This window comes from Hymenobacter canadensis, assembly GCF_027359925.1.
Lineage (GTDB): Bacteria > Bacteroidota > Bacteroidia > Cytophagales > Hymenobacteraceae > Hymenobacter > Hymenobacter canadensis.
Genome location: NZ_CP114767.1, coordinates 527,362 through 552,703, shown reverse-complemented (window position 1 = coordinate 552,703; position 25,342 = coordinate 527,362). Strand labels below are relative to the sequence as shown.

General features: G+C 63.1%; 26 protein-coding genes. 22 read left to right on the top strand and 4 right to left on the bottom strand.

Translation table 11 applies throughout. The annotated features are described in order from the left end of the window. Nucleotides 1–64 precede the first annotated feature (64 nt). Both O3303_RS02385 and O3303_RS02380 read right to left on the bottom strand, forming a co-directional pair. Entirely contained in the window at nt 65–907 is an 843-nt protein-coding gene (locus O3303_RS02385) for a DUF4097 family beta strand repeat-containing protein (RefSeq protein WP_269560470.1), read from the bottom strand. Between the two features lie 48 nt (nt 908–955). Then, complete coding sequence (locus tag O3303_RS02380; RefSeq protein WP_269560469.1) at nt 956–1,219, bottom strand: hypothetical protein; 264 nt, start codon at nt 1,217–1,219, stop codon at nt 956–958. 220 nt (nt 1,220–1,439) lie between these two features. Between O3303_RS02380 and O3303_RS02375 the strand changes: the two genes are divergently transcribed. From O3303_RS02375 to rluF, 6 genes are all read left to right on the top strand, one after another. Continuing rightward, the gene (locus O3303_RS02375) at nt 1,440–1,811 is read left to right on the top strand and encodes a SpoIIAA family protein (protein WP_269560468.1); all 372 of its coding nucleotides are present in this window, start codon (nt 1,440–1,442) and stop codon (nt 1,809–1,811) included. 24 nt (nt 1,812–1,835) lie between these two features. Next, nucleotides 1,836–2,273, top strand: a complete 438-nt coding sequence (locus O3303_RS02370; RefSeq protein WP_269560467.1) for a hypothetical protein — start codon at nt 1,836–1,838, stop codon at nt 2,271–2,273. 200 nt (nt 2,274–2,473) lie between these two features. Continuing rightward, complete coding sequence (locus tag O3303_RS02365; RefSeq protein ID WP_269560466.1) at nt 2,474–3,208, top strand: YebC/PmpR family DNA-binding transcriptional regulator; 735 nt, start codon at nt 2,474–2,476, stop codon at nt 3,206–3,208. Nucleotides 3,209–3,349: 141 nt separating this feature from the next. After that, on the top strand, nt 3,350–4,426 hold the full coding sequence (locus tag O3303_RS02360) for a proline iminopeptidase-family hydrolase (protein WP_269560465.1): 1,077 nt from the start codon (nt 3,350–3,352) through the stop codon (nt 4,424–4,426). Between the two features lie 148 nt (nt 4,427–4,574). Then, entirely contained in the window at nt 4,575–4,931 is a 357-nt protein-coding gene (locus O3303_RS02355; protein WP_269560464.1) for a hypothetical protein, read from the top strand. Between the two features lie 123 nt (nt 4,932–5,054). After that, nucleotides 5,055–6,188 carry a 23S rRNA pseudouridine(2604) synthase RluF gene (rluF, locus tag O3303_RS02350; protein WP_269560463.1) on the top strand — a complete coding sequence of 378 codons (1,134 nt, stop codon included), beginning with the start codon at nt 5,055–5,057 and terminating at the stop codon, nt 6,186–6,188. A gap of 10 nt (nt 6,189–6,198) precedes the next feature. On the opposite strand, the gene O3303_RS02345 is transcribed toward rluF, so the two are convergent. Further along, complete coding sequence (locus tag O3303_RS02345) at nt 6,199–6,345, bottom strand: hypothetical protein (protein ID WP_269560462.1); 147 nt, start codon at nt 6,343–6,345, stop codon at nt 6,199–6,201. A 209-nt stretch (nt 6,346–6,554) separates the two neighbouring features. On the opposite strand from O3303_RS02345, the gene yiaA reads away from it, so the two are divergent. The 9 genes from yiaA (at nt 6,555) to O3303_RS02300 (ending at nt 15,381) form a co-directional block, all read left to right on the top strand. Continuing rightward, nucleotides 6,555–6,977 (top strand): inner membrane protein YiaA, encoded by a 423-nt coding sequence (gene yiaA / locus O3303_RS02340; RefSeq protein WP_269560461.1) that lies wholly within the window; start codon nt 6,555–6,557, stop codon nt 6,975–6,977. Nucleotides 6,978–7,079: 102 nt separating this feature from the next. Next, nucleotides 7,080–7,625: a sugar O-acetyltransferase gene (locus tag O3303_RS02335; RefSeq protein WP_269560460.1), complete on the top strand. Its 546-nt coding sequence runs from the start codon at nt 7,080–7,082 to the stop codon at nt 7,623–7,625. Between the two features lie 2 nt (nt 7,626–7,627). Next, entirely contained in the window at nt 7,628–8,365 is a 738-nt protein-coding gene (locus tag O3303_RS02330; RefSeq protein WP_269560459.1) for a hypothetical protein, read from the top strand. 119 nt (nt 8,366–8,484) lie between these two features. Further along, nucleotides 8,485–9,492 carry a biotin synthase BioB gene (gene bioB, locus O3303_RS02325; RefSeq protein WP_269560458.1) on the top strand — a complete coding sequence of 336 codons (1,008 nt, stop codon included), beginning with the start codon at nt 8,485–8,487 and terminating at the stop codon, nt 9,490–9,492. Between the two features lie 134 nt (nt 9,493–9,626). Next, nucleotides 9,627–10,766 (top strand): aminotransferase class I/II-fold pyridoxal phosphate-dependent enzyme, encoded by a 1,140-nt coding sequence (locus O3303_RS02320; protein WP_269560457.1) that lies wholly within the window; start codon nt 9,627–9,629, stop codon nt 10,764–10,766. A gap of 284 nt (nt 10,767–11,050) precedes the next feature. After that, complete coding sequence (locus tag O3303_RS02315; protein ID WP_269560456.1) at nt 11,051–11,842, top strand: class I SAM-dependent methyltransferase; 792 nt, start codon at nt 11,051–11,053, stop codon at nt 11,840–11,842. Nucleotides 11,843–11,965: 123 nt separating this feature from the next. Next, nucleotides 11,966–12,583 carry a dethiobiotin synthase gene (bioD, locus tag O3303_RS02310; RefSeq protein WP_269560455.1) on the top strand — a complete coding sequence of 206 codons (618 nt, stop codon included), beginning with the start codon at nt 11,966–11,968 and terminating at the stop codon, nt 12,581–12,583. Nucleotides 12,584–12,791: 208 nt separating this feature from the next. Next, nucleotides 12,792–14,123: an adenosylmethionine--8-amino-7-oxononanoate transaminase gene (bioA, locus tag O3303_RS02305; protein WP_269560454.1), complete on the top strand. Its 1,332-nt coding sequence runs from the start codon at nt 12,792–12,794 to the stop codon at nt 14,121–14,123. After that, entirely contained in the window at nt 14,116–15,381 is a 1,266-nt protein-coding gene (locus O3303_RS02300; RefSeq protein WP_269560453.1) for a beta-ketoacyl synthase N-terminal-like domain-containing protein, read from the top strand. Before bioA ends, O3303_RS02300 begins: the two co-directional genes overlap by 8 nt. Nucleotides 15,382–15,506: 125 nt before the next feature. Here the strand turns inward: O3303_RS02300 and O3303_RS02295 are convergent, their stop codons facing one another. Further along, the gene (locus tag O3303_RS02295; protein ID WP_269560452.1) at nt 15,507–16,961 is read right to left on the bottom strand and encodes an NHL repeat-containing protein; all 1,455 of its coding nucleotides are present in this window, start codon (nt 16,959–16,961) and stop codon (nt 15,507–15,509) included. 500 nt (nt 16,962–17,461) lie between these two features. Here O3303_RS02295 and O3303_RS02290 point away from each other — a divergent pair, with 500 nt between their 5' ends. The 7 genes from O3303_RS02290 (at nt 17,462) to O3303_RS02260 (ending at nt 25,059) form a co-directional block, all read left to right on the top strand. Next, entirely contained in the window at nt 17,462–17,947 is a 486-nt protein-coding gene (locus tag O3303_RS02290) for a response regulator (RefSeq protein WP_269560451.1), read from the top strand. A gap of 4 nt (nt 17,948–17,951) precedes the next feature. Then, nucleotides 17,952–18,692 (top strand): polysaccharide biosynthesis/export family protein, encoded by a 741-nt coding sequence (locus O3303_RS02285; protein ID WP_269560450.1) that lies wholly within the window; start codon nt 17,952–17,954, stop codon nt 18,690–18,692. Next, the gene (locus O3303_RS02280) at nt 18,689–20,809 is read left to right on the top strand and encodes a GumC family protein (RefSeq protein ID WP_269560449.1); all 2,121 of its coding nucleotides are present in this window, start codon (nt 18,689–18,691) and stop codon (nt 20,807–20,809) included. Before O3303_RS02285 ends, O3303_RS02280 begins: the two co-directional genes overlap by 4 nt. Then, nucleotides 20,772–22,067, top strand: coding sequence for a lipopolysaccharide biosynthesis protein (locus O3303_RS02275; RefSeq protein WP_269560448.1), 1,296 nt, complete (start codon nt 20,772–20,774; stop codon nt 22,065–22,067). The genes O3303_RS02280 and O3303_RS02275 overlap by 38 nt, the downstream gene beginning before the upstream one ends. Then, nucleotides 22,064–23,188: a glycosyltransferase family 4 protein gene (locus O3303_RS02270; protein WP_269560447.1), complete on the top strand. Its 1,125-nt coding sequence runs from the start codon at nt 22,064–22,066 to the stop codon at nt 23,186–23,188. The genes O3303_RS02275 and O3303_RS02270 overlap by 4 nt, the downstream gene beginning before the upstream one ends. Beyond that, on the top strand, nt 23,181–24,470 hold the full coding sequence (locus O3303_RS02265; protein ID WP_269560446.1) for an O-antigen ligase family protein: 1,290 nt from the start codon (nt 23,181–23,183) through the stop codon (nt 24,468–24,470). The genes O3303_RS02270 and O3303_RS02265 overlap by 8 nt, the downstream gene beginning before the upstream one ends. Nucleotides 24,471–24,720: 250 nt before the next feature. After that, nucleotides 24,721–25,059, top strand: coding sequence for a hypothetical protein (locus O3303_RS02260; RefSeq protein ID WP_269560445.1), 339 nt, complete (start codon nt 24,721–24,723; stop codon nt 25,057–25,059). Nucleotides 25,060–25,342: the final 283 nt, after the last annotated feature.

Here is a 25,342-nt window from a genome sequence, read left to right as displayed (position 1 = left end):
GGCAGGCGGCTACACCCAAGCGGGTTGTAACCGACTGTCGGCCGTCGGGGCACGGTGTTTTCCGCTATTCTTTCCCGGGCGCTAGCGACGAGCCGGCGGCCGGCTGCTGCACCTCAATACTGCCATTGATGGTGGCAAGGCGCAGCTGCGGGCCGCCTTTGCCGAAGGTGGCCATGAGGCTACGGGGTAGCAGCTGCTTGCGGGTGGCCGGAGCCAACGAGGCTTTCACGCGGCCGTTGGTGGTGCGCGCAGTGAGGGTGGCCGCGTAGGTGGCCGGCACCTCGCACCGTATGCTGCCGCTGGTAGTCTGCACATCGAAGCCGGTGCCGTCCCAGGTGGCGCCGGTTAGCACCAGGGCCAAGCTGCCGTTGGTGGTTTTGCCGCGTACGTCGCCGGCTAGGTTCAGCAGCTGCACGCCGCCATTGGTAGTTTCGAAGCGGATGGTGCCCTGCACATTTTCGAGGCGCAGGCCGCCGTTGGTGGCGTGCAGCGCCAGACTGGTATTGGTGGGCACCAGTACCTCGTAGCTCACGCCCCAGTCGTCGAGGCTGCCGTTGGCGCGGGCGGCCTGCACCTGGTGGCCGCTGGTACTGATCCGGACACTGGCTGCCAGCGCCCGGGCATCGGCCAGCTCGCCGGAGGACGCCTGCACCAGCGCCCGCACCCGCACCGTGGCGCCGGCCCACCCCCGCACCGTGATACTGCCGTTCAGGCGCGCATCTACGGAAAGCGGCGTGCCAGCCGGCGGGGCGGGCAAAGTCAGGTCGCGGGTTTCGCAGTAGGTTTTGCGCAGCTGGGTGTTGGCATGGTCTTCACATTTGAACTGAAAGGCGGGCACAGGGGGTGTCTGGGCAGCCACGGGAGCAGCCAGCGCTACGAGCAGCAAGGCGAAAAGCGGGTATTTCACAGCGAGGACAGTTCAGGGACGGGTAGCATTCGGGGCGGCGAAACCAGGTTAGCGCCCAGCCGCCACGCCGGTAAGGTAAGCGGTTAGCACCGTAGCCGCCAGCCGGGCCGTCTGGTGGTCCCGGTAGAAAACCGGGTTAAGCTCCATGATTTCAAACAGCCGCACTTCACGCTGGCGACCAGCCAGGAAAGCAGCTTCCGTGGCCCGCCCGCCTTCCAGCACCGTCCCGAAATCCAGGGGCAAACCCACCAGGCAAACATCAGCCTCGGGCAGCTCAACCGCCGGCCGAATCAGCTTATTTATGAAAGTCACCGTAGTGCCAAAGTATTATTTGCGGCCAGCACAGATTAACAGCCGATACTATCCAAGAAATATATTTATTTATTTATTAAGTCTGTTTTGATTCAAAAAAAAGCCGAACTATTCCACCTGGAAGCCTGTTCATGAGCCGGTTAAATTTCTATCACAATTGCAATTTTCAATGGTTTTAAGCTTACCCCCATTACGCGTTCTGGTAGACTCCGCTTCGCTGATGATTTACCACAGTCCCAAACACCATTACTTGCTGGCAGAATGGCGAGGACAGCACGATTCTGAGTCGGTGCGGCTGGGTTGCCAGCGGCTGCTGCAGGAAGTGTACAACACTGGCAGCACCCACCTGCTCAACGACAGCAGTGAAGCGTTTGGTGAATGGAAGGAAATAGCCATCTGGATCGGCTCTGTCTTTGTTCCTCAGCTGCAGCATGCCGGCATGGAAGCTATTGCCTGGGTGAATGCCATGGACTGGCCGGCCCGCAGCTGCGTAGCCTCGTCGCTCCAATATACGTCCCAGCCCTTCGTGGCCAGCTTCGACTTCGACCAGATGGAGGAAGCGCAGCATTGGCTCTTGGAGGCTGGCTGCTAAACCCGGCGCACTGTATCTTAGGGCATGAATAAGCTTCTTTTGCTGCTGGCGGGCCTGCTGCTGGCGGCTCCGGCCGCGCAGGCCCAGGTCCGGCCAGCGGCCACGCCCCGGCTGGCTCCGTCGTTTTTCAGCACCTACACCTACCTCAGCTACACCATCCTCGACAAGGGCACCAGCGCCGTGCCCATGGCCGCCAAGGGCGTGGGCGGCACACTCAGCCTCCGTCCCGATGGCACCTACCAGAAAGCTATGATCATTGCCGGTAACGGCGGCACCATGCGCTTCGACCAAACGGGCCGGTTCCGTTTCACCGCCGACCGGATTGCCTTTGTCTACACCGACAAGAAAGGCCAGGCGCGCACCGACGAGGGCACTTTCCGGCTGGTCAACGGCATCCTGACGCTAACTATCCTGGGCTACCCGGCCGGCAACCAGAGCGTGTACACCCTGCGGGCGCAGTAAGCGGGCGGTACCCCAAGGCGGCGCGGCGGCTCACCGACCTGCTACCGCGCAGCCCGGCACCGCCGGGCCACCGGGCTGCTTCGGGGTACGATGGCGGCGTGCGTTGCGCCCGGCCGGGCTTTCTGCTAACTTGCGGCCCGTTCGGCCCTGCCCGGACCCACTCACCCAATTTCCTCCTCACCTAATCACCTTACTTATAGATGGGACGCGCGTTTGAATTCCGCAAAGGCCGCAAAATGAAGCGCTGGGACCGGATGTCCAAAGATTTCACCCGCATCGGCCGCGAAATTGTGATGGCCGTGAAGGAGTCGGGCGCCAACCCCGATACCAACTCGCGCCTGCGCACGGCCATGCAGAACGCCAAGGGCGTGAACATGCCCAAAGACCGGGTGGAAGCCGCCATCAAGCGGGCTAGCTCCCGCGAGGAGAAAGACTACCAGGAAGTGGTGTACGAAGGCTACGCGCCCCACGGCGTGGCCGTGGTGATTGAAACTGCCACCGACAACCCCACCCGCACCGTGGCCAACGTACGCATGTACTTCAACCGCGGCAACGGCGCCCTGGGCACCGCCGGCTCCTCCGACTACACCTTCACCCGCAAGGGCGTGTTCAAGCTGGCCGCCGAAGGTCTGGAGCTGGACGAGCTGGAGCTGGAGCTGATTGACGCCGGCGCCGAAGACGTGTACGCCGACCAAGACGAAGACGAGCACGGCAATGAGAAGCACTACATCGTAGTAGAAACCGCCTTCACCGACTTCGGCCAGATGCAGAAGGCACTGGAAGAAAAGCAGCTGAACGTGGTATCGGCGCAGCTGCAGCGCGTACCCAACACCACCGTGCACCTCGAAGGCGACGAGCTGGAAGAAGTGATGAACCTCATCGAAAAGTTCGAGGACGACGACGATGTGCAGGCCGTGTACCACACGCTCGGCTAAATCACGGATTTTCCGGATTTCACGGATTTTGTGGATGATTCGTACGCAAGCGGGCCGCTCCAGTGGGGCGGCCCGCTTTGCGTTTGGTGGTGGCGGCGAAGTTGGGTAGGTTTAACTTTTCCACCTTCGCCCCTCTGCTACGTGTTCAAAAAGCTACTTTCATCGACCCCGCTCAGCCTGCTTCTGCTGGGCCTGTTAGCCGCCTGCTCCGCCCCCGCTCCCACCGAAACCGGCGCTACGGAAACGCCCAGCCTCAGCAGCTACTTCCCCGCCCCCGACACCACGAAGCTGCAGACTGGCGGCGTGCAGATGGTGGCCATCAACACGCCCAAGGGCAAGTTCAACGTCTGGACCAAGCGTATCGGCAACAACCCGCGCCTGAAGCTGCTGCTGCTCAACGGCGGCCCGGGCGCCACGCATGAGTACTTCGAGTGCATGGAGAGCTTCCTGCCCCGCGAAGGCGTGGAAATCATCTACTACGACCAGCTCGGCTGCGGCAACTCCGACAACCCGCGGGATACCAGCATGTGGAGCCTGCCGCGCTACGTGGAGGAAGTGGAGCAGGTGCGCCAGGCCCTGAAGCTCGACAGCAGCAACTTCGTGTTGCTCGGCCACAGCTGGGGTGGCATCCTGGCCGCCGAGTACGCCCTCAAGTACCAGCAGCACCTAAAGGGCCTCGTCATCTCGAATATGATGATGAGCATTCCCGACTACGGCAAGTATGCTGAGGAGGTATTGGCCCCGCAGTTCAAGCCCGAGGTGCTGAAGGAAATCCGGGCCATTGAGGCGCGCAAGGACTTCCAGAACCCGCGCTACATGGAGCTGCTGCTGCCCAACTTCTACGCCGAGCACATTCTGCGCCGCCCGCCGGCCGAGTGGCCCGAGCCCGTGAACCGCTCCTTCGCCAAAATGAACCAGTCGCTGTACGTGACGATGCAGGGGCCCAGCGAGTTTGGCGTGTCGGGCAAGCTGCTCAACTGGAACCGCGTGCCCGACCTGCCCAAGCTGCGCGTGCCGGTGCTCAGCATCGGCGGCAAGTACGACACCATGGACCCCGAGCACATGCGCATGGTGGCCCAGAAGGTGCAGCATGGCACCGCCCTCATCTGCCCCAACGGCTCGCACATGAGCTTCTACGACGACCAGCCCACCTACATGCGCGGCCTGATCCGGTGGATGAAAGCCGTGGACCGGGGCGAGAAAAAGGTGAAGCTGTAGAAGCTGCAGAAGCAGCCCAACCGCCTGTCATCCTGAGCTTGCGAAGGACCCTATCACGCCTGGATTACTACCAAACGGCTCGTTGCAGCGTGACAGGATCCTTCGCAAGCTCAGGATGACAGTTCTTAGTCCCTCGCATACTACCCCCATGACCTTCCCCTATCGTCCCCTTTTCCTGCTGGAATCCGCCACGGCCAGCATCTTCGAAATCAAGCGCCTTGATGTGCAGAGTGCCAACCCCGGCGACGTGTATTTCTGGCTGTATTTCGACCGTACCAGCCGCCAGCTCAGCCACCTCACCTTCGTGTCGATGAACGCCGACGGCGACGAGCAGCAGCGTGAGTTTGCACAGGGCCGGCTGCAGTTCAATGCCTCAGAAGGCACCTACACGCCTACTGGCACCGGCCCGGCGCTGGCCTTGCGCCCCGTGCTGCCACCCACGCTGCCCGCCGAACTGGAAACGGCCTTGTTTGCGCTTTTCCGCGAAACCCGGCCATCGGTGTAAGGCTGCCGCCGCGCTATACCGTATCTTTGCAGGCTGCCGACCCTCCAGGGGGCCGGCAGCCTGTTTTTTACCCGCCTGCCCAAGTGCCTATGCACCAAGCACCAGGCCCTACGCATTAACTCCATGGCGACCCGTCTTAATAAATACATCAGTGAAAGCGGCGTGTGCTCCCGGCGCGAGGCCGACCGCCACATCGAGCAGGGCAACGTGCTGGTAAACGGCAAACGCGCCCACGTCGGCGACCAGGTGACCATCAAGGACCGGGTGGTGGTCAACGGCGTGGCCATCGAGCCGCGGGCCGAGGAAGATGCCGTGTACATTGCCTACAACAAGCCGCCGGGCATCGTCACGACCACCGACAGGAGCGTGCGCGACAACATCATCCGCGACATCAAGCACTCGGTGCGCATCTTCCCCATCGGCCGTCTCGATAAGGAGTCGCAGGGCCTGATTCTGCTCACCAGCAACGGCGACATCGTCAACAAGATTCTGCGGGCCGGCAACCAGCACGAAAAGGAATACGTGGTGATGGTCGACAAGCCCATCAACGACCAGTTCATCGACGCCATGGCCCACGGCGTGCCCATTCTGGGCGTGATGACGCAGAAGTGCAAGGTCACGAAGGAGACGCCCTATATCTTCCGCATCACCCTCATCCAAGGCATGAACCGCCAGATCCGGCGCATGTGCGAGCATTTCGGCTACGAAGTGGTACAGCTGGAGCGCATCCGGGTGATGAACGTGAATGTGAAAGGCCTCGGCCCCGGCGAGTGGCGCGAGCTGACCGACAAGGAGCTGAAGGTGCTGTTTGAGATGATCGAGCACTCCAGCGGTACCGACGACGGCTCGGTGCCGCGCCGCCGCAAAACCGTTTCCACCGCCGACAGCTGGGCCGACCGGCCTTCGCACAAGACGTCGCGCCCGGGCTCCGGCCTGCCAAAAACCATCATTCGCACCCCCGCCAACCCCCTCGACGACTCGGCGCCGCGCAAGCCTAAAACCGCCCCGGCCGGTGCCTGGGTAGAGAAACCAGCCGGCCGCAAGTCCAAGCCGGGCTTTCCGGGCAAAGGCCTGTCTACCGCCGGCCGAACCGCTGGCTCGGGCCGGCCTTCGGGCCAGGCGGGCACCAGGCCCGGCCGCCCGGCTGGCCCTGGCCGTCCGACCAGTGCTGGCCGCAGCGCCGCCAGTGGCCCGCCGAAAGGCAAACCATCAAGCCGCGGCTCCCGCGGGGCCAGCCGCCCCGGTAAGCGCGGATAAGGTATAGCCTCTAAGGCGTTGCGCTACTTCCTGTTTTCTGAACGGTCTGCTTCGAAACGAGCAGACCGTTTTTATTTTCATCCATGGCAAAGAGGGGAAATTCCACAATCAAAAAGTCTGATTCAGCTTTCATTTCAAGCCGGAAATCAGCCGACATATATCTGCGTGAAATTGCGCTTTATTGGTACTCAACAAGTTTGTGCACGACGTATTTAGCCGGTACATGAGCAGGCCCATCAGCAATCAGGCAGGTTTTCTAAAGTCTAATTAGGCGAGAAGATGAGTAGCGTATTCTATCGGCAACCGTCTATGTTTGAGGCGTCGGGGAGTTACCCCGGTTCTGACCTCCTTTTCCGCCTGATTGCCATGAACACCGCCAAACCCTCCAACGCCTTTATTGCCGCTTCCTGGTTTGCTTTGCTGGCCGGCATGGCCGCTTTCATCGTCGGCCTCTGGAACGCGCAGATGGCGCTCAACGAGAAAGGCTACTACTTCACGGTGCTGATGTACGGGCTTTTCTCCGGCATTTCGCTCCAGAAATCGGTGCGCGACCAGCTGGAAGGCATTCCCGTAACCGGCATTTACTACGGCCTGAGCTGGTTTTCCACCATTCTGGCTATCGGGTTGCTCACGGTGGGTCTGTGGAACGCCACGCTGCTGCTGAGCGAAAAAGGCTTTTACGGCATGGCGTTTCTGCTGAGTCTGTTCGGCGCTATTGCGGTGCAGAAAAACACCCGCGACGCCAAAACTACCGCCGCGCCGGAGCCGGAATCGACGTTTCATAACTAGCAGCCAGCAGTAGCGCGAACTTTGTAGTTCGCGTCCCCGCGCCGTTCGAACGGTTATAACGGCGCGGGGACGCGAACTACAAAGTTCGCGCTACTTTTAGCTATGAGCCTGACCCCGAAACAACAGATGCTGGCCGGCGAGTTGTACCTCGCCAACGACCCGGAGCTGGTAGCCGAACGCCTGCGCGCCAAGCAGCTTTGCCACCGCTACAACCAAGAGCCCGTGGACCTCAACCGGCAGGTGCTGGCCGAGCTGCTCGGCCAGGAAACCGACGCCCACATCGAGGCGCCCTTCCGCTGCGACTATGGCTACAATATCCAGCTGGGCCGGAATTTCTACGCCAACTACAACTTCACGGTGCTAGACTGCGCCCCGGTCGTCATCGGCGACAACGTGTTTGTGGCGCCCAACGTGGTGCTGAGCACGGCCGGCCACCCAGTGGAGGTAGCGCCACGCATTGCCGGCTGGGAGTTTGCCCGTCCCATCCACATTGGCGACAATGTGTGGCTGAGCGCGGGTGTGCTGGTGCTGCCGGGCGTGACAATTGGCGCGGGCACTACCATTGGGGCCGGCAGCGTGGTCACGCGCGATATTCCGGCTGGTGTGGTGGCCGTGGGCAACCCCTGCCGGGTAATTCGGACGCTGTGAGCATGGCTTCAACTGCTGCCAACCTATCGTTATCGGAAGCTCTGGCTGCGTTATACGCCACATTTTCGCATCAGCAGTTGCGGCAACTACCTGATGCCTGCCCTTGCTGTATTACTGCCGCCGAAAACCGAGTTTTGTTTACTGCGCCACTGGCCGGCCTAAAGGAAGCGCAGCTGCAACGCTACGCGTTCAAAGCCATGACGACCTGGGGAAACGCCGCCGATTTCCGCTACTTCCTGCCCCGACTGCTGGAACTGTCGTTGCGGCCGGATGCGGAGATTGAGAAAGAGACCGTGTTCAGCAAGCTGGAGCTTGCCGATTGGACTTCCTGGCCGGCGGCGGAACAGGCAGCCGTACGGGAAGTGCTGCTGGCTTGGTGGGCTCAGCACATTCAGCACGAGTGCTTTTTTGAGGAGGAAGTACTGGGCTGGCTGATTCGTCTGCTGGGAACCATCAGCCCACTGTTGCAGGCCTGGAAACCCGCCGCGCTGGGCTGGGCGTTCGAAAATCTAGTGCGCACAGTACCGAATCTTAACGAACTGGAGCATCATATCCGCACGCTCAATCCGGCCGATGCGACCCAGCACAGTATGGAGTTACGGCAGTGGCTGGGGCGGCAGCTCCCGGTTCTGGAAGCCGACTTTTTTCAGGAAGAAACTCGCAATGAGGAATTTGCTCAGGCAATTTCTCTGGCTCACAACCTGGTTGCGGCTCTTCCTGCCACTGGAACACCGCTATAACTGCCCGACAAATCCGCTTCTCCTGTATCTTGCGGGCCGCTGGCAGCTTTGGCTGCGGCGGCCCGCCCCGTTTGGCCCCGTTGCCATACGTCTATCAACCACCGAAACTCTTCCCACCCATGACGCTCCGCACCGACTGGACCCTCGACGAAGTACACGCTATTTACAACCAGCCCGTGCTGGAACTGGTCACGCAGGCTGCCGCCATTCATGCCCAAACCCAGGCCACCGGCGAAGTGCAGGTGTGCACCCTGCTGAGCGTGAAAACCGGCGGCTGCCCCGAAGACTGTGCCTACTGCCCCCAGGCCGCCCGCTACCACACCGGCGTGCAGGCCCACAAGCTGCTGCCCGACGCCGAAGTACTGGCCTCGGCTCAGCGCGCCAAAGACTCAGGCTCGACCCGCTTCTGCATGGGCGCCGCTTGGCGCGAAATCCGCGACAACCGCGACTTTGACCGGGTGCTGGGCATGGTGGAGCAGGTGAACGGCCTGGGCCTGGAAGTGTGCTGCACGCTGGGCATGCTGAACGAGTACCAGGCCGAGCGCCTCAAGCAGGCCGGCCTCTACGCCTACAACCACAACCTCGACACCAGCCGCGAGAAGTACGACGACATCATCACGACCCGCACCTACGACGACCGGCTGAACACGCTGGAGCACGTGCGCAAAGCCGGTATTTCGGTGTGCTCGGGCGGTATCATCGGCCTGGGCGAAACCGACGAGGACCGTATTGCCATGCTGCACACGCTGGCCACCCTGCCCGCCCATCCCGAATCGGTGCCAGTAAACGCGCTGGTACCCGTGCAGGGCACACCCCTGGCCGATCAGCCCCGCGTGAGCGTATGGGAAATGCTGCGCATGATTGCCACGGCCCGCATCCTGATGCCGCACACCATGGTGCGCCTCTCGGCTGGCCGCCAGGAAATGCCCGTAACGGAGCAGGCCCTCTGCTTCCTGGCCGGCGCCAATTCCATCTTCTCGGGTGAGAAGCTGCTGACCACCCCCAACCCCGATTTCGACGCCGACAAGCAGATGTTCGCTTTGCTCGGCCTCAAGCCCCGCAAGTCGTTCAAGGACGTACCCGAGGGCGCTACGGTACTCGGCCGCACGGCGGCTGTGGAGGCGTAATCTGAGACGTACTCTTTAGTTCCGGCTGTCATCCTGAGCAAAGCGAAGGACCTTATTACGTTGTTACGTCCTTCGTTCCAGCGTAGTAAGGTCCTTCGCTTTGCTCAGGATGACAGCTTTTTACCGGTTTCTCAATGTCCTCTCCTCTCCATCAACGCCTGCAGGCTGAGCTGGCCCGCCGCGAAGCTGCAGGCACCCGGCGCCGCCTGCCCGCCCCGCCCGCGCCCGGCCTCGTGGATTTCAGCTCCAACGACTACCTAGGGCTGAGCCAGCACCCGCAGGTGCGGGCAGCCGTGCAGGCCACTGCCCACGCGCCCGCCGGCAGCACCGGCTCGCGCCTGCTCACAGGCAACTCCGCCGCCGCCGAAGCCCTGGAAAGCCACCTGGCCCGTTTCCACCGGGCCAAGGCGGCGCTACTGTTCAACTCCGGCTACGCGGCCAACCTGGGGTTCTTCGCCGCCGTGCCCAAGCGCGGCGACACGATTCTCTATGACGAAACCTCCCACGCCTCTGTCAAGGACGGCATTCGCGGCTCCTTCGCCACCGCCTGGAGCTTCCGCCACAACGACGTAGCCGACCTGCGCCGCAAGCTGGCCCGCGCCACCGGCAGCGTGTTCGTGGCCGTGGAGGCGTTGTATTCCATGGATGGCGACGTGGCCCCGCTGGCCGAGTTGGCTGATTTCTGCCAAGAACAGGGCCTGTATCTGGTGGTGGATGAGGCCCATACCAACGGCCTCTACGGCCCCCGGGGCGAAGGGCTGGTCACGGAACTGGGGCTGGAAGACGCCGTATTCGCCCGCATTCTCACTTTCGGCAAGGCCCTGGGCAGCCAGGGTGCAGCCGTGGCCGGCCCGGCCGTGCTGCGCGACTACCTGCTGAGCTTCAGCCGGCCCTTTATCTACACTACGGCCCTGCCCCCGCTCACGGTGGCCGCCCTCACGGCCGCCTACGAGCTGCTGCCCGACCTCGGGCCGGAGCGCGCCCGGCTGTTTGCCCTCTCCGACTATCTGAAAGCCCGCCTGAACAGCGTGCCCGGCCTGCACGTCCCGGCCGAAAGCCACGTCATTCACCCCGTGTTCTTCACCAGCACCCCCGGCCCTGCCCACGTCCGGGCCGTAGCCGTCGCCGCCCAGGCCGCCGGCTTCGACGTGCGCGCCATCGTCTCACCCACGGTGCCGGTGGGTACCGAGCGGCTGCGGCTCATCATCCATTCGTATAATTTGGAAGCTGAAATTGACGGGTTGGCTGAAGTGCTGGCCTCTGCAACGGCGTAGAGACGCATAGTCTCGTCGTGGATTAGCAGCCCCATGGGAGCAGTAGCGCAAACTATAAAGTTCGCGCTACTGCTCCCATGGGGCTGCTCCAACGGCGCGGGGGCACGACCTACAAAGTTCGCGCTACATTCCGCTCCGCAACTTCAGTCACTGCCGTGCCAACCACAACCGCTCCATAGCCCAGGGTTCAAACCCTGGGCTAGTGAACCGAACGAAGCAGGAGAAATGCTAACGACTCGTTCCCAATCGTTCAACGACCCGTTCACCACCGACCCAAACCGCTTATGAACGACCAGGAAGTTGGAGAATATTGGAACCGCAACGCCCCGGCCTGGACGACCCTGGCCCGCGCTGGCTACGACGTGTACCGCAACCACCTGAACACGCCCGCCTTCTTCGCCTGGCTACCCCCGGTGGCCGGCTTGGCGGGCCTCGACATCGGCTGCGGCGAAGGGTACAACACGCGCCTGCTGGCCCAACAGAGGGCCCACGTCACGGCCCTCGACATTGCGCCCGCCTTCGTGGAGGCGGCGCAGCAGACCGAAGCCGCCGAGCCGCTGGGCATCCGGTATCTGGTGGGCAGCGCCGCCGCCCTGCCGTTTGCAGCGGAGGCATTTGACTTCGCCACCTCTTTCATGTGCCTGATGGACGTGCCCGACCCGGCGTTGGCCCTGCGCGAGGCGTTCCGGGTGCTGCGGCCGGGCGGGTTTCTGCAGTTTTCCATCAGTCACCCTTGCTTCACCACGCCCCACCGCCAGAACCTGCGCGACGCCCAGGGCCGGCCGTACGCCGTGGAAGTGGGCGGCTACTTCGACTACCAGCACGGCCAGCCCGAGGAGTGGATGTTTCACGCCGCCCCGGCCCAGGAGCAGGCCCGCTACGAGCCGTTCCGGGTGCCGGTGTTCAACCTGACGATGAGCCAATGGGTGGCGGCCATCGTAGCGGCCGGCTTCGTGCTGGAAGGCCTACAGGAGCCCTGCCCCACCGACGAGCAGATGGTGGCGCACCCGTTTCTGCGCAAGGCCCGGGTGGTGCCGTACTTCCTGCATTTCCGCTGCCGCAAGCCGCTGACTTAAATCCCAGTTGTCATTCTGAGCGCAGCGAGGAATCTGGGTCGGACCATTGGATGACTAACCCAGATTCCTCACTTCGCTCGGAATGACAATTCGCCCTAAATCCCCATAATTCTTCTTTCTCCATTGGAACGACTTTTCATCACCGGCATTGGCACCGACGTGGGCAAGACCCTTGTTTCGGCCATTCTCACCGAAGCCCTGCAGGCCGACTACTGGAAGCCCGTGCAGGCCGGCCTCACTGCCACCGACGCGGCCACCGTGCGCGGCCTCGTGCAGAACCCCGTCAGCCACTTCTGGCCCGAGCGGCACCGGTTGCAGCTGCCGGCTTCGCCCCACGCCGCCGCCGCCGCCGAGGGTCTCACGTTGCGCGCCGCGGATTTCCAGTTGCCCGCCACCAACAACCACCTGCTGGTAGAAGGCGCGGGTGGCCTGCTGGTCCCTCTGGCTTCCGGCTTCCTCATTGCCGACTTGGCCCAACAATTCGACCTTGATGTGGTGGTGGTATCGCGCAACTACCTGGGCAGCATCAACCACACCCTGCTCACGCTGGAAGCCCTGCAGGCCCGCGGCCTGCGCGTGCGCGGCCTCGTGTTCAACGGCGAGCCCACGCCCGCCACCGAAACCTTCATTGCCGAGCACACCGGCGTCCCCCTAATGCCCCGCATCCTGCCCGAGCCTGAGGTAACGCCCGCCGTAATCAGCCGCTACGCCGCCGAGTTTCGGACGTGGTTTGGGCTGTAAATCTGTCATCCTGAGCTTGCGAAGGACCTTATCACATCGGAACGATACACGTTCCAATGTGATAAGGTCCTTCGTCCTCGCTTTATCCGCGACATGCTCAGGATGACAGATAAGAAGTAACGCCGCCACCCGAAAACCCCACCCCAAACCGCCACCTGCGCGGGCGGTTGTAGCTTTGCAGCGGCCGGTACCTCCGGCCCCACCCGCAATGCCCCAACCTACTTCCCTTGCCCAGCGCGACCACGCCGTCCTGTGGCACCCTTATACCCAGATGCAAACCGCCCCGTTGCCCATCCCCATTGTGCGGGGCGAAGGCAGCTGGCTGATTGCCGAAGATGGCACCCGCTACCTCGACGCCATTTCTTCGTGGTGGGTGAACCTGCACGGCCATAGCCACCCCGCCATTGCCGAACGCGTGAGCGAACAGCTGCGCACCCTGGAGCACGTGCTGTTTGCCGGCTTCACCCACCCCGCTGCCGTGGAGCTGGCCGAGCAGCTGCTGGCCCTGCTGCCCGCCAACCAGGCCCGCGTGTTCTACTCCGACAACGGCTCGACGGCCGTGGAAGTAGCCCTGAAAATGGTACTGCAGTACTTCCACAACCAGGGCCAGCCCGCGCGCCGCACCTTCCTCTGCTTCCAGAACTCCTACCACGGCGACACCTTCGGGGCCATGGCCGTAAGTGCCCGCGGGGTTTTTACGGAGCCGTTCTGGCCGCTGCTGTTCGATGTGGAATTCCTCGACGTGCCGGTGCCGGGCCGGGAGGCTGAGGTGCTGGCGCAGCTGGATGTGCTGCTGGAGCGGCCCGATGTGGCCGGCTTCATCTTCGAGCCGCTGGTGCTGGGCACGGCCGGCATGGTGATGTATGAGCCTGAAGTGCTGAGCGAAATGCTGCGCCGCTGCCACCGGGCCGGCGTGCTGGGCATTTCGGATGAGGTGATGACCGGCTTCGGCCGCACCGGACCGCTGTTTGCCAGCGAGCTACTCACGGAGCAGCCCGACATCATGTGCTTCTCCAAGGGCCTCACCGGCGGCACCCTGGCCATGGGCCTGACCACCTGCGCCGCCCCCATCTACGAGGCTTTCCTCAGCCACGACAAGATGCGGGCCCTCTTTCACGGGCATTCCTACACAGCCAACCCGGTGGCCTGCGCCGCCGCCCTGGCTAGTCTGGAGCTCACGCGGGCCGACCTGTGCACCCAACAGCGCCAGCGCATCGAGGCCGGCCACGCCGCGTTCCGGCAGGAAATTGAAGGCCAGCCGGGCATCCGGGCGGTGCGGCACCGGGGCACCATCCTGGCCGTGGAGTACGACCCCGGCGAGGGCACCAGCTACTTCAGCCGCCTCCGCGACGCATTTTACCAATTAGCGCTGGATAACCACGTGGTTCTGCGCCCCTTGGGCAACGTGGTGTACCTGCTGCCGCCCTACTGCACTTCAAAGGAGGAATTAGAGTTGCTTTACGCCGTGCTACGCCGCATGCATGCCCTGGTTCTCGACTTCATCCCCGCCCCCAACCTGCCGGAAATTCTGCATGACTAACCCGCTAAGCGCCCCTGCTTCCATCACCGTTATCCGGGGCCGGGGCCGCGTGTCGGCGCTGGGCCTGGCGGCAGTTCCAGCTGATAATGAAGCTTCAACCTTCACCCAACACACTACTGGCGTACCCGTCGCCGCCCTGCCCGCCTCCGCCGAAACCGCCGTGGCCGCCCTGCGCCGCAGCCACCCCGCCTACCGCCAACTCGACCGCACAGTGCTGCTGGCCCTGCTGGCCGCCCGCCAGGCCACTACCCAGGCCGGGTGGGGAAATGGTGGGTTAGTGGATTGGGGGGTTAGTGAGACGGGAAATCATCAATCCACCAACCCACCAATCCACCAACCCACCACCTCACCACTGGCCGTCAGCATCGGGAGTAGCCGGGGCGCGACGGGGCGGCTGGAAGAGTTTCACGCGGAGTTTCTGGCCGAAGGCAGCGTACCGGCCGCCGCTTCGCCCCTCACCACGTTGGGCAACGTGGCCAGCTGGGTGGCCTTTGATGCGGGCCAAGACGGCGGCGCAGCCCTGAGCCACTCCAGCACCTGCAGCAGCGCGTTTCAGGCCCTGGGCAACGCGCGGGCCTGGCTGAAAGCCGGCATGGCCGACCGGTTTCTGGCCGGCGGCACCGAGGCCCCGCTCACCGATTTCACCCTGGCCCAGATGCGCGCCATCGGCATCTACTCGCCCCTGGCGGCCGCCAACTGGCCCTGCCGGCCCGGGGCGGGGCGGCCCTCCACGTTTGTGCTGGGCGAAGGCGCGGCCGTGTTTGCCCTGGAGCAGCTTTCCGCCGCCCAGCTGGCCACTGAACCCGGGCCGCTGCTGGTGCTGGCCGGCGTAGGCTTCGGCTTCGAGGCCATCGGCAGCAAAACCGGCCTCTCGCCCGAAGGCCGGCACTTCCAGTTGGCCATGCACGAGGCCCTGACCCAAGCCGGCCTCGCCCCAACCGACATCGACGCCGTGGTGCTGCACAGCCCCGGCACGCCCGCCGGCGACGCGGCCGAACGGGCCGCCCTGCGGACTGTATTCGGGCCGGAGCTACCGCTGCTCCTTTCCAACAAATGGCTGATTGGGCACACGCTGGGCGCTTCGGCGGCCCTGAGCCTGGACTTCGCTTGCCACGTGCTGGAAACCCAGCAGTGGCCTACCGCTCCGTTTGCCACCGATCTGGCTACGGCCGCTGACAAGCCTATCCGGCGCATTCTAGTGAATGCCGCCGGTTTCGGCGGCAACGCGGCCAGCGCGGTGGTGGAACTGAGGGGATGAGCGGGTACTATCAGCCCCGATAAGGCGCTGATTGCAAAATCCAAAGAGAGTGCGGCATCCCCAACGTAGGCTTCGTTGGGGATGCCGCACTCTCTTTTACTGGAAAAACCCCTGTCAGCAGGCGCCTAATACATTTCGACGGTGGAACGGGTCGGAAACTGCAGGCGGCCGATGAAGACGGCTGGGTTGGCTTCGCCGACGGCTACGTTGCCGAAGTTGCCGGCCGTGCCTACGGTGCCGCCCACGAAGACGTCGCCGATTGGGCTGGGCTTGATGGTATTGGCCTCATCCGATGAGGTGCTGCCGGCGGATAAGAAGTCCAGCCAGCGGCCGTTTTTGCTCAGGCGGGCCACAAATACGTCGGTGCTGCCTTTGCTGGCCAGGGGCGTGGTGCCGTATTGCGCGCCCCGGCTGAAACGCCCCGTGACATAGATGCTGCCGCCGGGGCCCATGCATACGTCGGTGGCATCTTCCAGGGCATTGCCCTTGATGGTGTACACCCACTGCCACTCGCCCTGGCTGCTGAGTCGCGCCACGTAGGCATCGTCGCCGCCCAGGCTGGTCAGGTCGGTGGTTCCAAACCGGGCGTGCCCGCTGAACGAGCCCGTTACGAACACGCTGCCATCGGGAGAAACGGCTACGCCCTTGGCATAGTCGGTGCTGCTGCCGCCGCCGGCCGTGCCCCACAGCCAAGTGCCGTTAGGGGCGAGCTTTGCCACAAAGGCATCGTGGGTGCCCGCGGTGCTGAGGCTGCTGGCCCCGAAAGCCGCGGTGCCGGCAAAGTACCCGGCGGCATACGTGTTGCCGGCCGCGTCTACGGTCAGGCTACTGACAGCGGCTTGCTCGGTGCCAACCGACTGGCTGGCCCACGCCCATTGGCCGTGGGTATCGAGTTTGGCCACGAAACCGTCGGAATCCGACGCGCCGCTGAGCGCATAGTCGCCGAAGCGGGCAGTGCCCCGGAAGCGGCCACCCACCAGCACCTGGTTCTGCGCATCAATGGCCAGCGCAGTAGCCTGGTCCTGGTCGGGGCCGCCGGCACTGCTGACGGTGCGCCAGTGGCCATCGGGCGTGAGCGTAGCCACAAATACGTCCTGGCTGCCCTGGCTGCGGAGCGCGAGCGTGCCGAAGGCGGCCGTGGCCGAAAAGGAACCCGCCACCACAATATTACCCTGCGCATCGAGCACGATACCGGTGGCCATATCGGAGCCGGAGCCGCCGGCGGCAATGGCCCACAGCCACTCGCCGGCCGGCGAAATTTTGGCCACAAAGATGTCGCTGCTGCCGGCGCTCTGCAGCCGGAAGGCCCCGAACCGCACCTGGCTGCTAAAGCGCCCGGTAATGTAGCTGTTGCCCATTGCATCGGTGGTGGCTTTCTGCACTACCGCGGCCCCGCTTTCGGTGGAGTGCGCTACCCAGCGCCAGGCGGCATCGAGCGGTGCCTGCTGTGCCAGGGCCGGCAGATGGCTGCCCGCCACCAGCCCGGCCAGCCCGGCCAGCCGACGGACCCATTGCCGGGAATCTTGCAAGCCAGTCGTGCGCTCAGACCCGCGAGCAGGAGCAATAGTAGATGTAGCCATAGAAAGGAGAGTGAGGTGAAGGACGATAGTGAAGCCAATCGGCAGGAAATGTTCGGGACCCCGTTAGCGAAAGAAAGACCAACCACCCAATCAACACCTATACTCTTACTATACAGAATCTTACATCACCCGCCATATTCATAAATCCGTCCAGCAGATGGACAATCGGTCTGTTTTCTGGAGCATTTTGGCCCCGGACACCCCCCGAAGAGGCCACTTACCGGCGAGAAGGTGGCACATAACTGCTGCCGGATGCTACCGGTGCGGCGGGCGTGTGCCAGGCCGCTGCTCCCTTGCGCGAAACACAATATGGCGGACGGTTTTCCTGACCCACGGCATCGGCACCGAAAGCCTGCTTTCGACTCCATTTTCTGGAGCCAAGTCCATAAAAAAGAGCTGGCACAGCCCTTGGCAATTTATTATATCATTGAATTACAATTACTTAATAATAAAAGCAAAGTTGGTACGCAACTGGTCTATTGCTGACCAAAACGACCACTATGCGACAGCACAAACAAAAGATTTTTCTGGTAGACGACGACCCATTCTGCCGGCAACTGCTGGAGCACGCCCTTCGCACCAATGGCTATGAAAATGTATATGCCTTTGAAAACGGAGCCTCGTGCCTGAATGCCCTGACCGAAGAGCCCGACATTATCTTCCTCGACCAGATCATGGATAACGTGTCGGGCACGGATACGCTCAAGGCCATCAAACGCTTCAACCCCGACATCTACGTGGTGTTCGTGAGCGGGCAGCAGCAGGTGGAGGTGGCCGTCGAATCGCTCAAGTTTGGGGCCTTCGACTACATCGTCAAAGATGAGCAGCTGGCGGCCAAGATTGGCAACGTGCTGGCCAAAATCAAGCTGATGCGCACCATGCTGGACCGCAAGCAGCACAACCGCCCCTCACGGCTTCTTTCCTTTTTCAACTTCCTCAGCCTGATCAGCCTGCTGATGGGCGGGCTGACAATTCACAATTTTTAACACCATGCAAAAACACGTACCCTTGGGGCTACTGCTCCTACTGCTGAGCCTGCTGACCGGCTGCACCCAAAACCTGTTTCAGTCGTCGAGCCAGACGGAATACAAGCGCCTGACGCTGGACCCCGAATACCAGTACCAGATCCGCAAAGACGACAAGCTGAGCGTGAGCGTCTGGGACCACGAGGAGCTGAGCGTCGGCTCGATCTACAGCATCTACAACTCCAACGAAATCTACGGCAAGTGGCTGCTGGTTGACGTGAACGGCAAAATTGCCTTGCCCAAAGTGGGCGCCTTTCCGGTGGAAGGCCTCACCATTCAGGATGCCGAAAACAACCTGAAGCAGGTGCTCAGCCAGTGGATTGTGAATCCGCAGGTCAACATCAAAGTCCTCAACAAGGAAATCACGGTGCTGGGCGAAGTAAACGCCCCCGGCACGCAGCTACTGGAAAAGGAGCGCAACACGCTGGTGGAGGTGCTGGGCCGCGCTGGCGACTTCAGCATGCACGCCGACAAGGAGCACCTGCGCGTGCTGCGCGCCAGCGGCTCCGAAACCCACGAAATTGAAGTAGACCTGACCCGCATCGAAAATTTCGACCTCAAAAACGTGGTGGTGCTGCCCGGCGATGTGGTGTACGTACCTGCCCGCAATGGCAAGCAGTTCGATAAAAAATCGGGCTCGACGCTGGCCATTGCTTCGAGCGTGACCGCCATCATTGTCTTCACCCGTCTGCTGTTTGCGCTATGAACGAACTGACCAACAACCTGCGCGTGCTGCGCCCGCTCTGGCGCGGCCTGCCCCTGATCCTGCTGTGCACCGGCCTGGCCATGCTGGCCGCCATGCAATACCTGCGCTACACCACGCCGGTGTACGAAAGCACGGCCAAAATCCGGCTGGCGGAAGCCAACGAAAGCGCCGTGAACAGCAACCTGGTGAAAACCACCGATGCCTTCTCGCCCAACAACAAGACCGGCGCCGAGGTTGAGCTGCTCAAGTCGCGGATGCTGGTGAGCAAAGCCCTCGACCGGCTGGCCTTCGACCTGAGCACTTACCGGGTGGGCGAAATCCGGAAAACGGAAATGTACCGCGAAAGCCCGTTTTCGGTGAACCTGCAGCTCCACAATGCACTGTGGCAGGATGAGCCCTTCCAGCTGGAAATTCAGTCGGCTGACCGGTTTGCGCTGACGACGCCGGGCGGCGAAACGCTCAACGGCCGCTTCGGCCAGCGCCTGCACTGTGCCGGCGCCGACATCGTGATTGGCAAAAACCGGCAGCTGCTCAGCGCCAAGCCCGGCCTGGAGCTGCAGGACAACTACGAGTTTGTGCAGCACTCGCGCGCCCAGCTGATGCAGGAAGTGCTGGAGCGCCTCGACATCACCAGCGTGGACAAGGACGTGGCCGTGATTCGGGTGAGCTTCCGGAGTGCCGTGCCGGAAAAGGCGGCCGACCTGGTGAATGCCCTCACGGCCACCTACATGGACGATTACCTGGAAAACAAGTACAAGGTGGCCAATACCACCGTCGATTTCATCGACCGCCAGCTGCAGTCGGTGGGCGCCAACCTGGCCCAGTCGGAAAATTCTATTGAAGGCTACCGCGACCAGAAGCGCATCGTAAACATCGGGCAGGAAACCGACACCGAGTTGCACAAGATTGCGGAGATGAAGCTGCAGCGCGCCAACCTGAGCATGAGCCTGGCCGCCGCCAACGACCTGTACCGCTACATGCGCTCAGGCAGCAAGAACGTGCTCGAGCTGGCCCCAACCTTCGAGGCGTTCAACGACCTGCTCTCCAACGACATCGTGAAGAAGATGAAGGACCTGCAGGCCGACCGCCGCGACCTGCTGCTGCGCTTCAAGCCCGAAGATGAGAAAGTGGTGGCTATCGACCAGAAAATGGCCGACCTGAACAACTACCTGCTGGAAAGCATCAAGAACACGCGCAACGCCCTCACCATCCGCTTCCGCGAAATCGACCAGACCATCCGGCAGTCGGAGCAGGTATTTGTGGGCCTGCCGACCCGCGAGAAGAACATGGCCATTCTGGAGCGCAATTTCCAGCTGAACGAGAAGCTCTACACGATGCTGCACGAGAAGAAAACGGAGGCCGAAATTGCCAAGGCCACGCCTACTTCGTCGCACCGCATTATCTCGGAGGGCGTACCCGCCACCGACCCCGTGTCGCCGAACCGCACGCTGATTGTGCTGGTGTCGGGCTTCCTGGGCATGGTGGCCGGCATCGGGCTGGTGTATATGCTGGCCGCCATCCGCGCCACGCCTACCAATACAATGTACGTGCAGAAGGAGTCGCGCATTCCGCTGGCCGCCAGCATTCCGTTTCTGCCGGCCGCGGCACAGCGCGCCGCTTATTTCCGGCAGCTCACTACGCGCCTGGAGCTGAAAGGGCTGCTTTCGCTGGGCCAGAAGCTGGTGGTGACGTCGTTCACCGAGGAAGAAGGCCAGCGCTTCGTGTTTGAAAACCTGAACGCGGCGCTGCTGGCCCAGGGCAAAAAAGTCCGCGGCCTGCGCATCGCCGACCCGCAGTCGCCAGACCCGGCGGCCATGCCCACGGAACTGCTGCTGGTGCACAACCTGCCCCTCGACGACGACAGCCACAGCCTGGCCGTGATGGCCGGCGCCGACGTGAACCTCGTGCTGATTGACAGCTGCACCACGCCGCTGCATCGCCTGCACGAGCTGGAGATGCTGGTGGAGGAATACAAGCTGCCGAACGTGTACTTCTGCCTGAACCGCGAAGGCTACGAGCCGGGCATGTGGCACCTGCTGCGCAAGCGCCAGGCCCGGCAGGCCAGCTGGAAATTTGCTGATGCTCCCCGCCCGGCCGGCGCACCTGCTACGGCATAGGCTGGCGGCCCTGCCGGCCCGCTACTGGGTGGTAGCGGGCCAGGCAGTGGTCAGCGCCACCTCGTTCCTGACCAACATCTTCCTGGCCAAGCTGTGCGGGCTGGCCACTTTTGGGGCCTACAGCGCCTGGCAGCTGGTGCTGCTGCTGGCCCTGGCCGTGCAGGGCGCCCTCATCAGCCAGCCGATGCAACTGGTGCACGGCGCCACCAGCCCGGCGCAGCAGCCCGCTTACCGGCAGGCGCTGCTGGGGATGCAGCTCACGTTCAGCACGCTGGCCGTGGCGGCCGTGGCTACTGCCACCCTGCTGCTCCCCTACGATACCTCGGTGCTGCCCGCCTTTCTGGTGTGCCTGGTAGCCGCCTGCACCCAGGATACGGCCCGCAAGTTGCTCCTGACCGAAGGCCAGGTGCGGTGGGCGCTGCTCAGCGACCTAGTGTCGGCGGGCGGGCAGCTGCTGGTGCTGCTGTACTGGGCGCTGCAGCCGGGGGCGCCGTCGCTGGCGGCGGTGCTGTGGGTGGTGGGCCTGACGACGGTGCCCGCGTTGGCGCTTTCGGCCCGCACGCTGGGGCTGCGGTGGCAGCTTTCCCTGCGCACAACGCTGGAGTTAGCGGGCCGGCACGGGCAGCAGGCGCGGTGGCTGCTGCCAACGGTGCTTCTGCAGTGGGCCTCGTCGAACGCGCTGCTGGTGTTTGCCGGCTTCGCGGGCAGTGCCTCGATGCTGGGGATTCTGCGGCTGGCCCAAACATTTATGGGCGTGCTCAACGTGGGCCTGCAGGCCGTGGAAAACTACGCGCTGCCCAGGCTCAGCCAGAGCTTCCGCAGCCAGCCCCAGCTGTTTGTGCAGCAGCGCGCCAAGCTGTGGCGCACCATGCTGCTGCTGGCGGCCGGGCCCATCGGGCTGCTGTTTGGGCTGGCCGAACCCATTGTGGGGTGGCTGCAGGCCGGCAACGCCCCCAACGCCGCTGTGCTGCGCTGGTGCTGCCTGCTCTACGTGGTGCTTCTGCTGGTGTATCCGCTACGCCTCACGGTGCGGCTGCTGCACAATGCCCGGCCCTACTTCATTGGCTACGCCCTGAGCATTGTGGTGTCGTTTGCGCTGGCCCGCGGGCTGGTGGCGCACTGGCAGGCCAGCGGCGTGGTGCTGGGCTGGATTGTGGCTCAGCTCACGATGGGCCTCTACTGGGCGCTGGCCGTGTGGCGGGCGCAGGCCCAACTTCTTCCAACTAACCCGGGCCCGGCCCGACTTGAAACACCATGAAAGTTATTCACCTGATTCTGGGCAAAGCCAACCCTGAGCGCATGAACGGCGTGAACAAGGTGGTGCACGCCATGGCCACGCAGCAACAGCGCGCCGGCTGGGACGTGGAAGTGTGGGGCATCACCCGCGACGTAGAGGCCGGCCACCCCCACCACGAGTTCCTGACGCGGCTGTTCCAGGCGCAGCGCACGCCGTTTCAGCTATCGCGGCAGCTGCTGGCGGCGCTGGCGGCGGTGCAGGGCCCGGCGGTGGTGCACCTGCACGGCGGCTTCGTGCCAGCCTACTTCTCGGCGGCCCGCCAAATGAAAGCCCTGGGCCTGCCGTATGTGCTCACGCCCCACGGCAGCTACAGCACCCAGGCCATGCGCAAAAACGGCCTTGTCAAGCGGGTGTACCTGAGCGTGTGCGAGCAGTTTGTGCTGCAGAATGCCGCGCAGGTGCATTGCTTGGGCCAGAGCGAAGTACAGGGTTTGCAGCGCCGGCTGCCCGGCCTCAGCCCCTGCCTGCTGCCCTACGGCTACGAAGTAAACCCCACCGAAACCACCTGGCCGCGCACCGCCTCGGCCGAGGTGTTCCGGGTGGGCTTCTGCGGCCGCCTCGACGACAACCACAAGGGCCTGCACTGCCTGATTACGGGCTTCGGCGAGTTTGCCCGCACCCGCCCCGATGCCGAGCTGTGGATTATCGGCGACGGGCCCGACCGCGCCAGAGTGGAAAACTGGGCCTCGGCCGTGCCGGCTGGCACGGTGCACGTGCTGGGCAGCCGCTTCGGGGCCGAAAAGCTGGCGCTCCTCAGCCAGCTTGATGTTTTTGCCCACACTTCGCACTACGAGGGTTTGCCCACGGCCGTGCTGGAAGCGGCCGCGCTGGGTATTCCGTGCGTGGTGACGGAAGCCACCAACCTGGGCAGCTACGTGCGCCAGTATGCATGCGGCCAAGTGCTGCCCGAGGCCAAGCCGACCCAGCTGGCCATGAGCCTGCAGCAGATGCACCAGCAGTGGCGCAACACTCCCCGCCAGCAGCGCGGCCTGCGCAGCCAGCACATGGTGGCCACGGCCTTCGCCTGGCCGCAGCTCCTGACGCAATACCACAGCATGTATCAGCGCGCCTGCCATGCGTAACGCCACGCCCCCCAACCACCGCTCTTTCCTGCGCAGCATGCAGGTGCTGCTCACCGTGGTGCTGCTCATCAAGCTGGCCGGCTTCTTCACCTGGAGCGACAGTGTGGTCTTCACCCAGATCTTCAAAACCATCAGCCGCGTGGGCATGACCATGGCCGCTTACGCCCTCTACCGGCGGGTGCTGCACCGGGGCGCCGTCGGCTCGTTTCGGTGGCAGCACAGTCTGGCGCCGCTTTTCTACGGGGCCTACCTGCTGCTGGGCGCGGCCTCCGTCATGTGGTCGACGGCGCCGGGCTACTCGCTGCTGCAGCTGCTCATGGACGTGGAGAGCTTCGTGTTTGCCTACTACTTCGTGAAGTGCTTTCTGCTGCTCAATACCTTTTTCCCGGGCAGCAACCTGCGCCTGCACCGGGTGCTGGCCACCGCCGCCTGGATCCTGATTGTGGGCTTTCTGGTGGGAATGGTGGTGGCACCCGACGTGTTCTACCGCTTCACGCACGGCGGCGAGGAAGCTCGCCTTGGCGGTTTCCTGATGAACCCCAACGAGCTGGGGATGCTGTGCGGCGTGTGCGTGGCCTGCCTGCTGCCCGACCTGCTGCGCCGCCACCAGTCTCTGCTGACGGTTCTCAAAATCCTGCCCGTAGTGTATGCGCTGGTGCTCACTGGCTCCCGCTCGTCGCTGATCGGGCTGCTGCTGGTGGCCTTGTTCTACCTCTGGAACTCCGGCAACGCCCGGCTGCGGCTGGCCGGCATTGCGGCGGTGCTGCTGGCTGTGCCGGTGGTGGTCCAGACGGTGTTTATCAAGCAGGGCGGGGTGAGTGAGGTGATGAGCCTGACCGGCCGCTTGCCGTTCTGGGAAGCCCTGCTCACGGAGGGCCTGCCCCAGGAGCCGCTGCTGGGCTTCGGCTTCATGCGCATTGCCTACACCGACTATTTCCAGAGCACCCACACCTACGCCGCCCAAATGACTCACAACACCTTCATTCAGGTGCTCATGAACCTGGGGCTGGTGGGCTTCGGGCTGGTGCTGGCGCAGCTGCTATTCACGCTGCGCGGCTTTGCCCACACGCCCGACCGCGCCCAGCGCCTGCTGTTCATCGGCCTCTTTATTCCGCTGCTGATCAACTCCGTAACCGAGTTCGGCATCTTCGGCCAGACCAACTACGGCATCCTGTTCTACCAGTTCCTGATCCTGCTCGTGAGCCTGCAGGTGAACCCGCGCCTGACAGCGCCGGAACGGCTGTTTCTGCAACGCCGCCGCCCCGAGCTGGCCGTGGCCTAAGTCCAATTTCCTACTGGTGGGCCGGGATTCGTCCGGGCCGCTGCTCGGTGTTCTGCTACTCCGGCTTTCGGGGTAGTCTGCCACCGGCATGTCCTCCCCAACCCAGCCAGTTTCTGCCCCAGATCCACAGAATCTCACTTTTTCCCCTGCCGTTGCCCCCGAATGGCCACGGTTTATCTTCCACCATTCTTCCTTTCTTCCCATGCATGCCGTCAGTTCCCTTATGCTCCTCGCACGCTTTGCAGCCCTAATGAGCCTTCTGATCATCTCCCGCATTATTTCGCCGCAGCTCACCGACCAGGCCCTGTCAGAAAGCGACTACCTGGTGGAGGCAGACGGCCCGGCGGAAGTGCCCGCCCTGCTGGTTTCCAACGGCCCCGGGCCCCGCACTTATCAGGATGTGATACGAGTACGCCGCGGCTGCCGGCAGCATGTGCACAAGGGCATCGTGCTGCACCACAAGCGCAAGCCCGCCGCCGGTGCCGGCAAACGCGACTCAGTGCCCAGAACCTCGTTCAGTTCGTCGGAGCAAGCCAAAAAAAGCGGCGCCAAGCGCTGGATGGCCATCCTTATGCCGTCCCGCAAATGACTCTACGCTGACTCCGCAATTTGCCATGTACCATAGCCGGCTGCCTGATGTGCAGCCGGCTTTTTTGTGGGCCATCCTCGGTGGCAGTATTGCTGCCGTCAGGAGCAGAAAGGCTCCGGCAGGCTCAGCATAACGGTGTTCCCTACTCACAAGCCCCCGCTGCCTGATAATGTGTGCAGTTTCTATTTGGCCTGTTTTTGAACAATCTTATGATTCTATGTAACCCCATAAACTGGATAGGCCGTCCACTTTATGGAGTACACGGCATTATCTATATAAAATA

What these genes read in the sequence shown, in the direction of transcription:
- O3303_RS02375 (WP_269560468.1), top strand. Translation starts at nt 1,440, where the DNA reads ATGATTTACCACAGTCCCAAACACCATTACTTGCTGGCAGAATGGCGA.
- O3303_RS02370 (WP_269560467.1), top strand. Translation starts at nt 1,836, where the DNA reads ATGAATAAGCTTCTTTTGCTGCTGGCGGGCCTGCTGCTGGCGGCTCCG.
- O3303_RS02365 (WP_269560466.1), top strand. Translation starts at nt 2,474, where the DNA reads ATGGGACGCGCGTTTGAATTCCGCAAAGGCCGCAAAATGAAGCGCTGG.
- O3303_RS02355 (WP_269560464.1), top strand. Translation starts at nt 4,575, where the DNA reads ATGACCTTCCCCTATCGTCCCCTTTTCCTGCTGGAATCCGCCACGGCC.
- rluF (WP_269560463.1), top strand. Translation starts at nt 5,055, where the DNA reads ATGGCGACCCGTCTTAATAAATACATCAGTGAAAGCGGCGTGTGCTCC.
- O3303_RS02345 (WP_269560462.1), bottom strand. Translation starts at nt 6,345, where the DNA reads ATGTCGGCTGATTTCCGGCTTGAAATGAAAGCTGAATCAGACTTTTTG.
- yiaA (WP_269560461.1), top strand. Translation starts at nt 6,555, where the DNA reads ATGAACACCGCCAAACCCTCCAACGCCTTTATTGCCGCTTCCTGGTTT.
- O3303_RS02335 (WP_269560460.1), top strand. Translation starts at nt 7,080, where the DNA reads ATGAGCCTGACCCCGAAACAACAGATGCTGGCCGGCGAGTTGTACCTC.
- O3303_RS02330 (WP_269560459.1), top strand. Translation starts at nt 7,628, where the DNA reads ATGGCTTCAACTGCTGCCAACCTATCGTTATCGGAAGCTCTGGCTGCG.
- bioB (WP_269560458.1), top strand. Translation starts at nt 8,485, where the DNA reads ATGACGCTCCGCACCGACTGGACCCTCGACGAAGTACACGCTATTTAC.
- O3303_RS02320 (WP_269560457.1), top strand. Translation starts at nt 9,627, where the DNA reads ATGTCCTCTCCTCTCCATCAACGCCTGCAGGCTGAGCTGGCCCGCCGC.
- O3303_RS02315 (WP_269560456.1), top strand. Translation starts at nt 11,051, where the DNA reads ATGAACGACCAGGAAGTTGGAGAATATTGGAACCGCAACGCCCCGGCC.
- bioA (WP_269560454.1), top strand. Translation starts at nt 12,792, where the DNA reads ATGCCCCAACCTACTTCCCTTGCCCAGCGCGACCACGCCGTCCTGTGG.
- O3303_RS02300 (WP_269560453.1), top strand. Translation starts at nt 14,116, where the DNA reads ATGACTAACCCGCTAAGCGCCCCTGCTTCCATCACCGTTATCCGGGGC.
- O3303_RS02295 (WP_269560452.1), bottom strand. Translation starts at nt 16,961, where the DNA reads ATGGCTACATCTACTATTGCTCCTGCTCGCGGGTCTGAGCGCACGACT.
- O3303_RS02290 (WP_269560451.1), top strand. Translation starts at nt 17,462, where the DNA reads ATGCGACAGCACAAACAAAAGATTTTTCTGGTAGACGACGACCCATTC.
- O3303_RS02285 (WP_269560450.1), top strand. Translation starts at nt 17,952, where the DNA reads ATGCAAAAACACGTACCCTTGGGGCTACTGCTCCTACTGCTGAGCCTG.
- O3303_RS02280 (WP_269560449.1), top strand. Translation starts at nt 18,689, where the DNA reads ATGAACGAACTGACCAACAACCTGCGCGTGCTGCGCCCGCTCTGGCGC.
- O3303_RS02275 (WP_269560448.1), top strand. Translation starts at nt 20,772, where the DNA reads ATGCTCCCCGCCCGGCCGGCGCACCTGCTACGGCATAGGCTGGCGGCC.
- O3303_RS02270 (WP_269560447.1), top strand. Translation starts at nt 22,064, where the DNA reads ATGAAAGTTATTCACCTGATTCTGGGCAAAGCCAACCCTGAGCGCATG.
- O3303_RS02265 (WP_269560446.1), top strand. Translation starts at nt 23,181, where the DNA reads ATGCGTAACGCCACGCCCCCCAACCACCGCTCTTTCCTGCGCAGCATG.
- O3303_RS02260 (WP_269560445.1), top strand. Translation starts at nt 24,721, where the DNA reads ATGAGCCTTCTGATCATCTCCCGCATTATTTCGCCGCAGCTCACCGAC.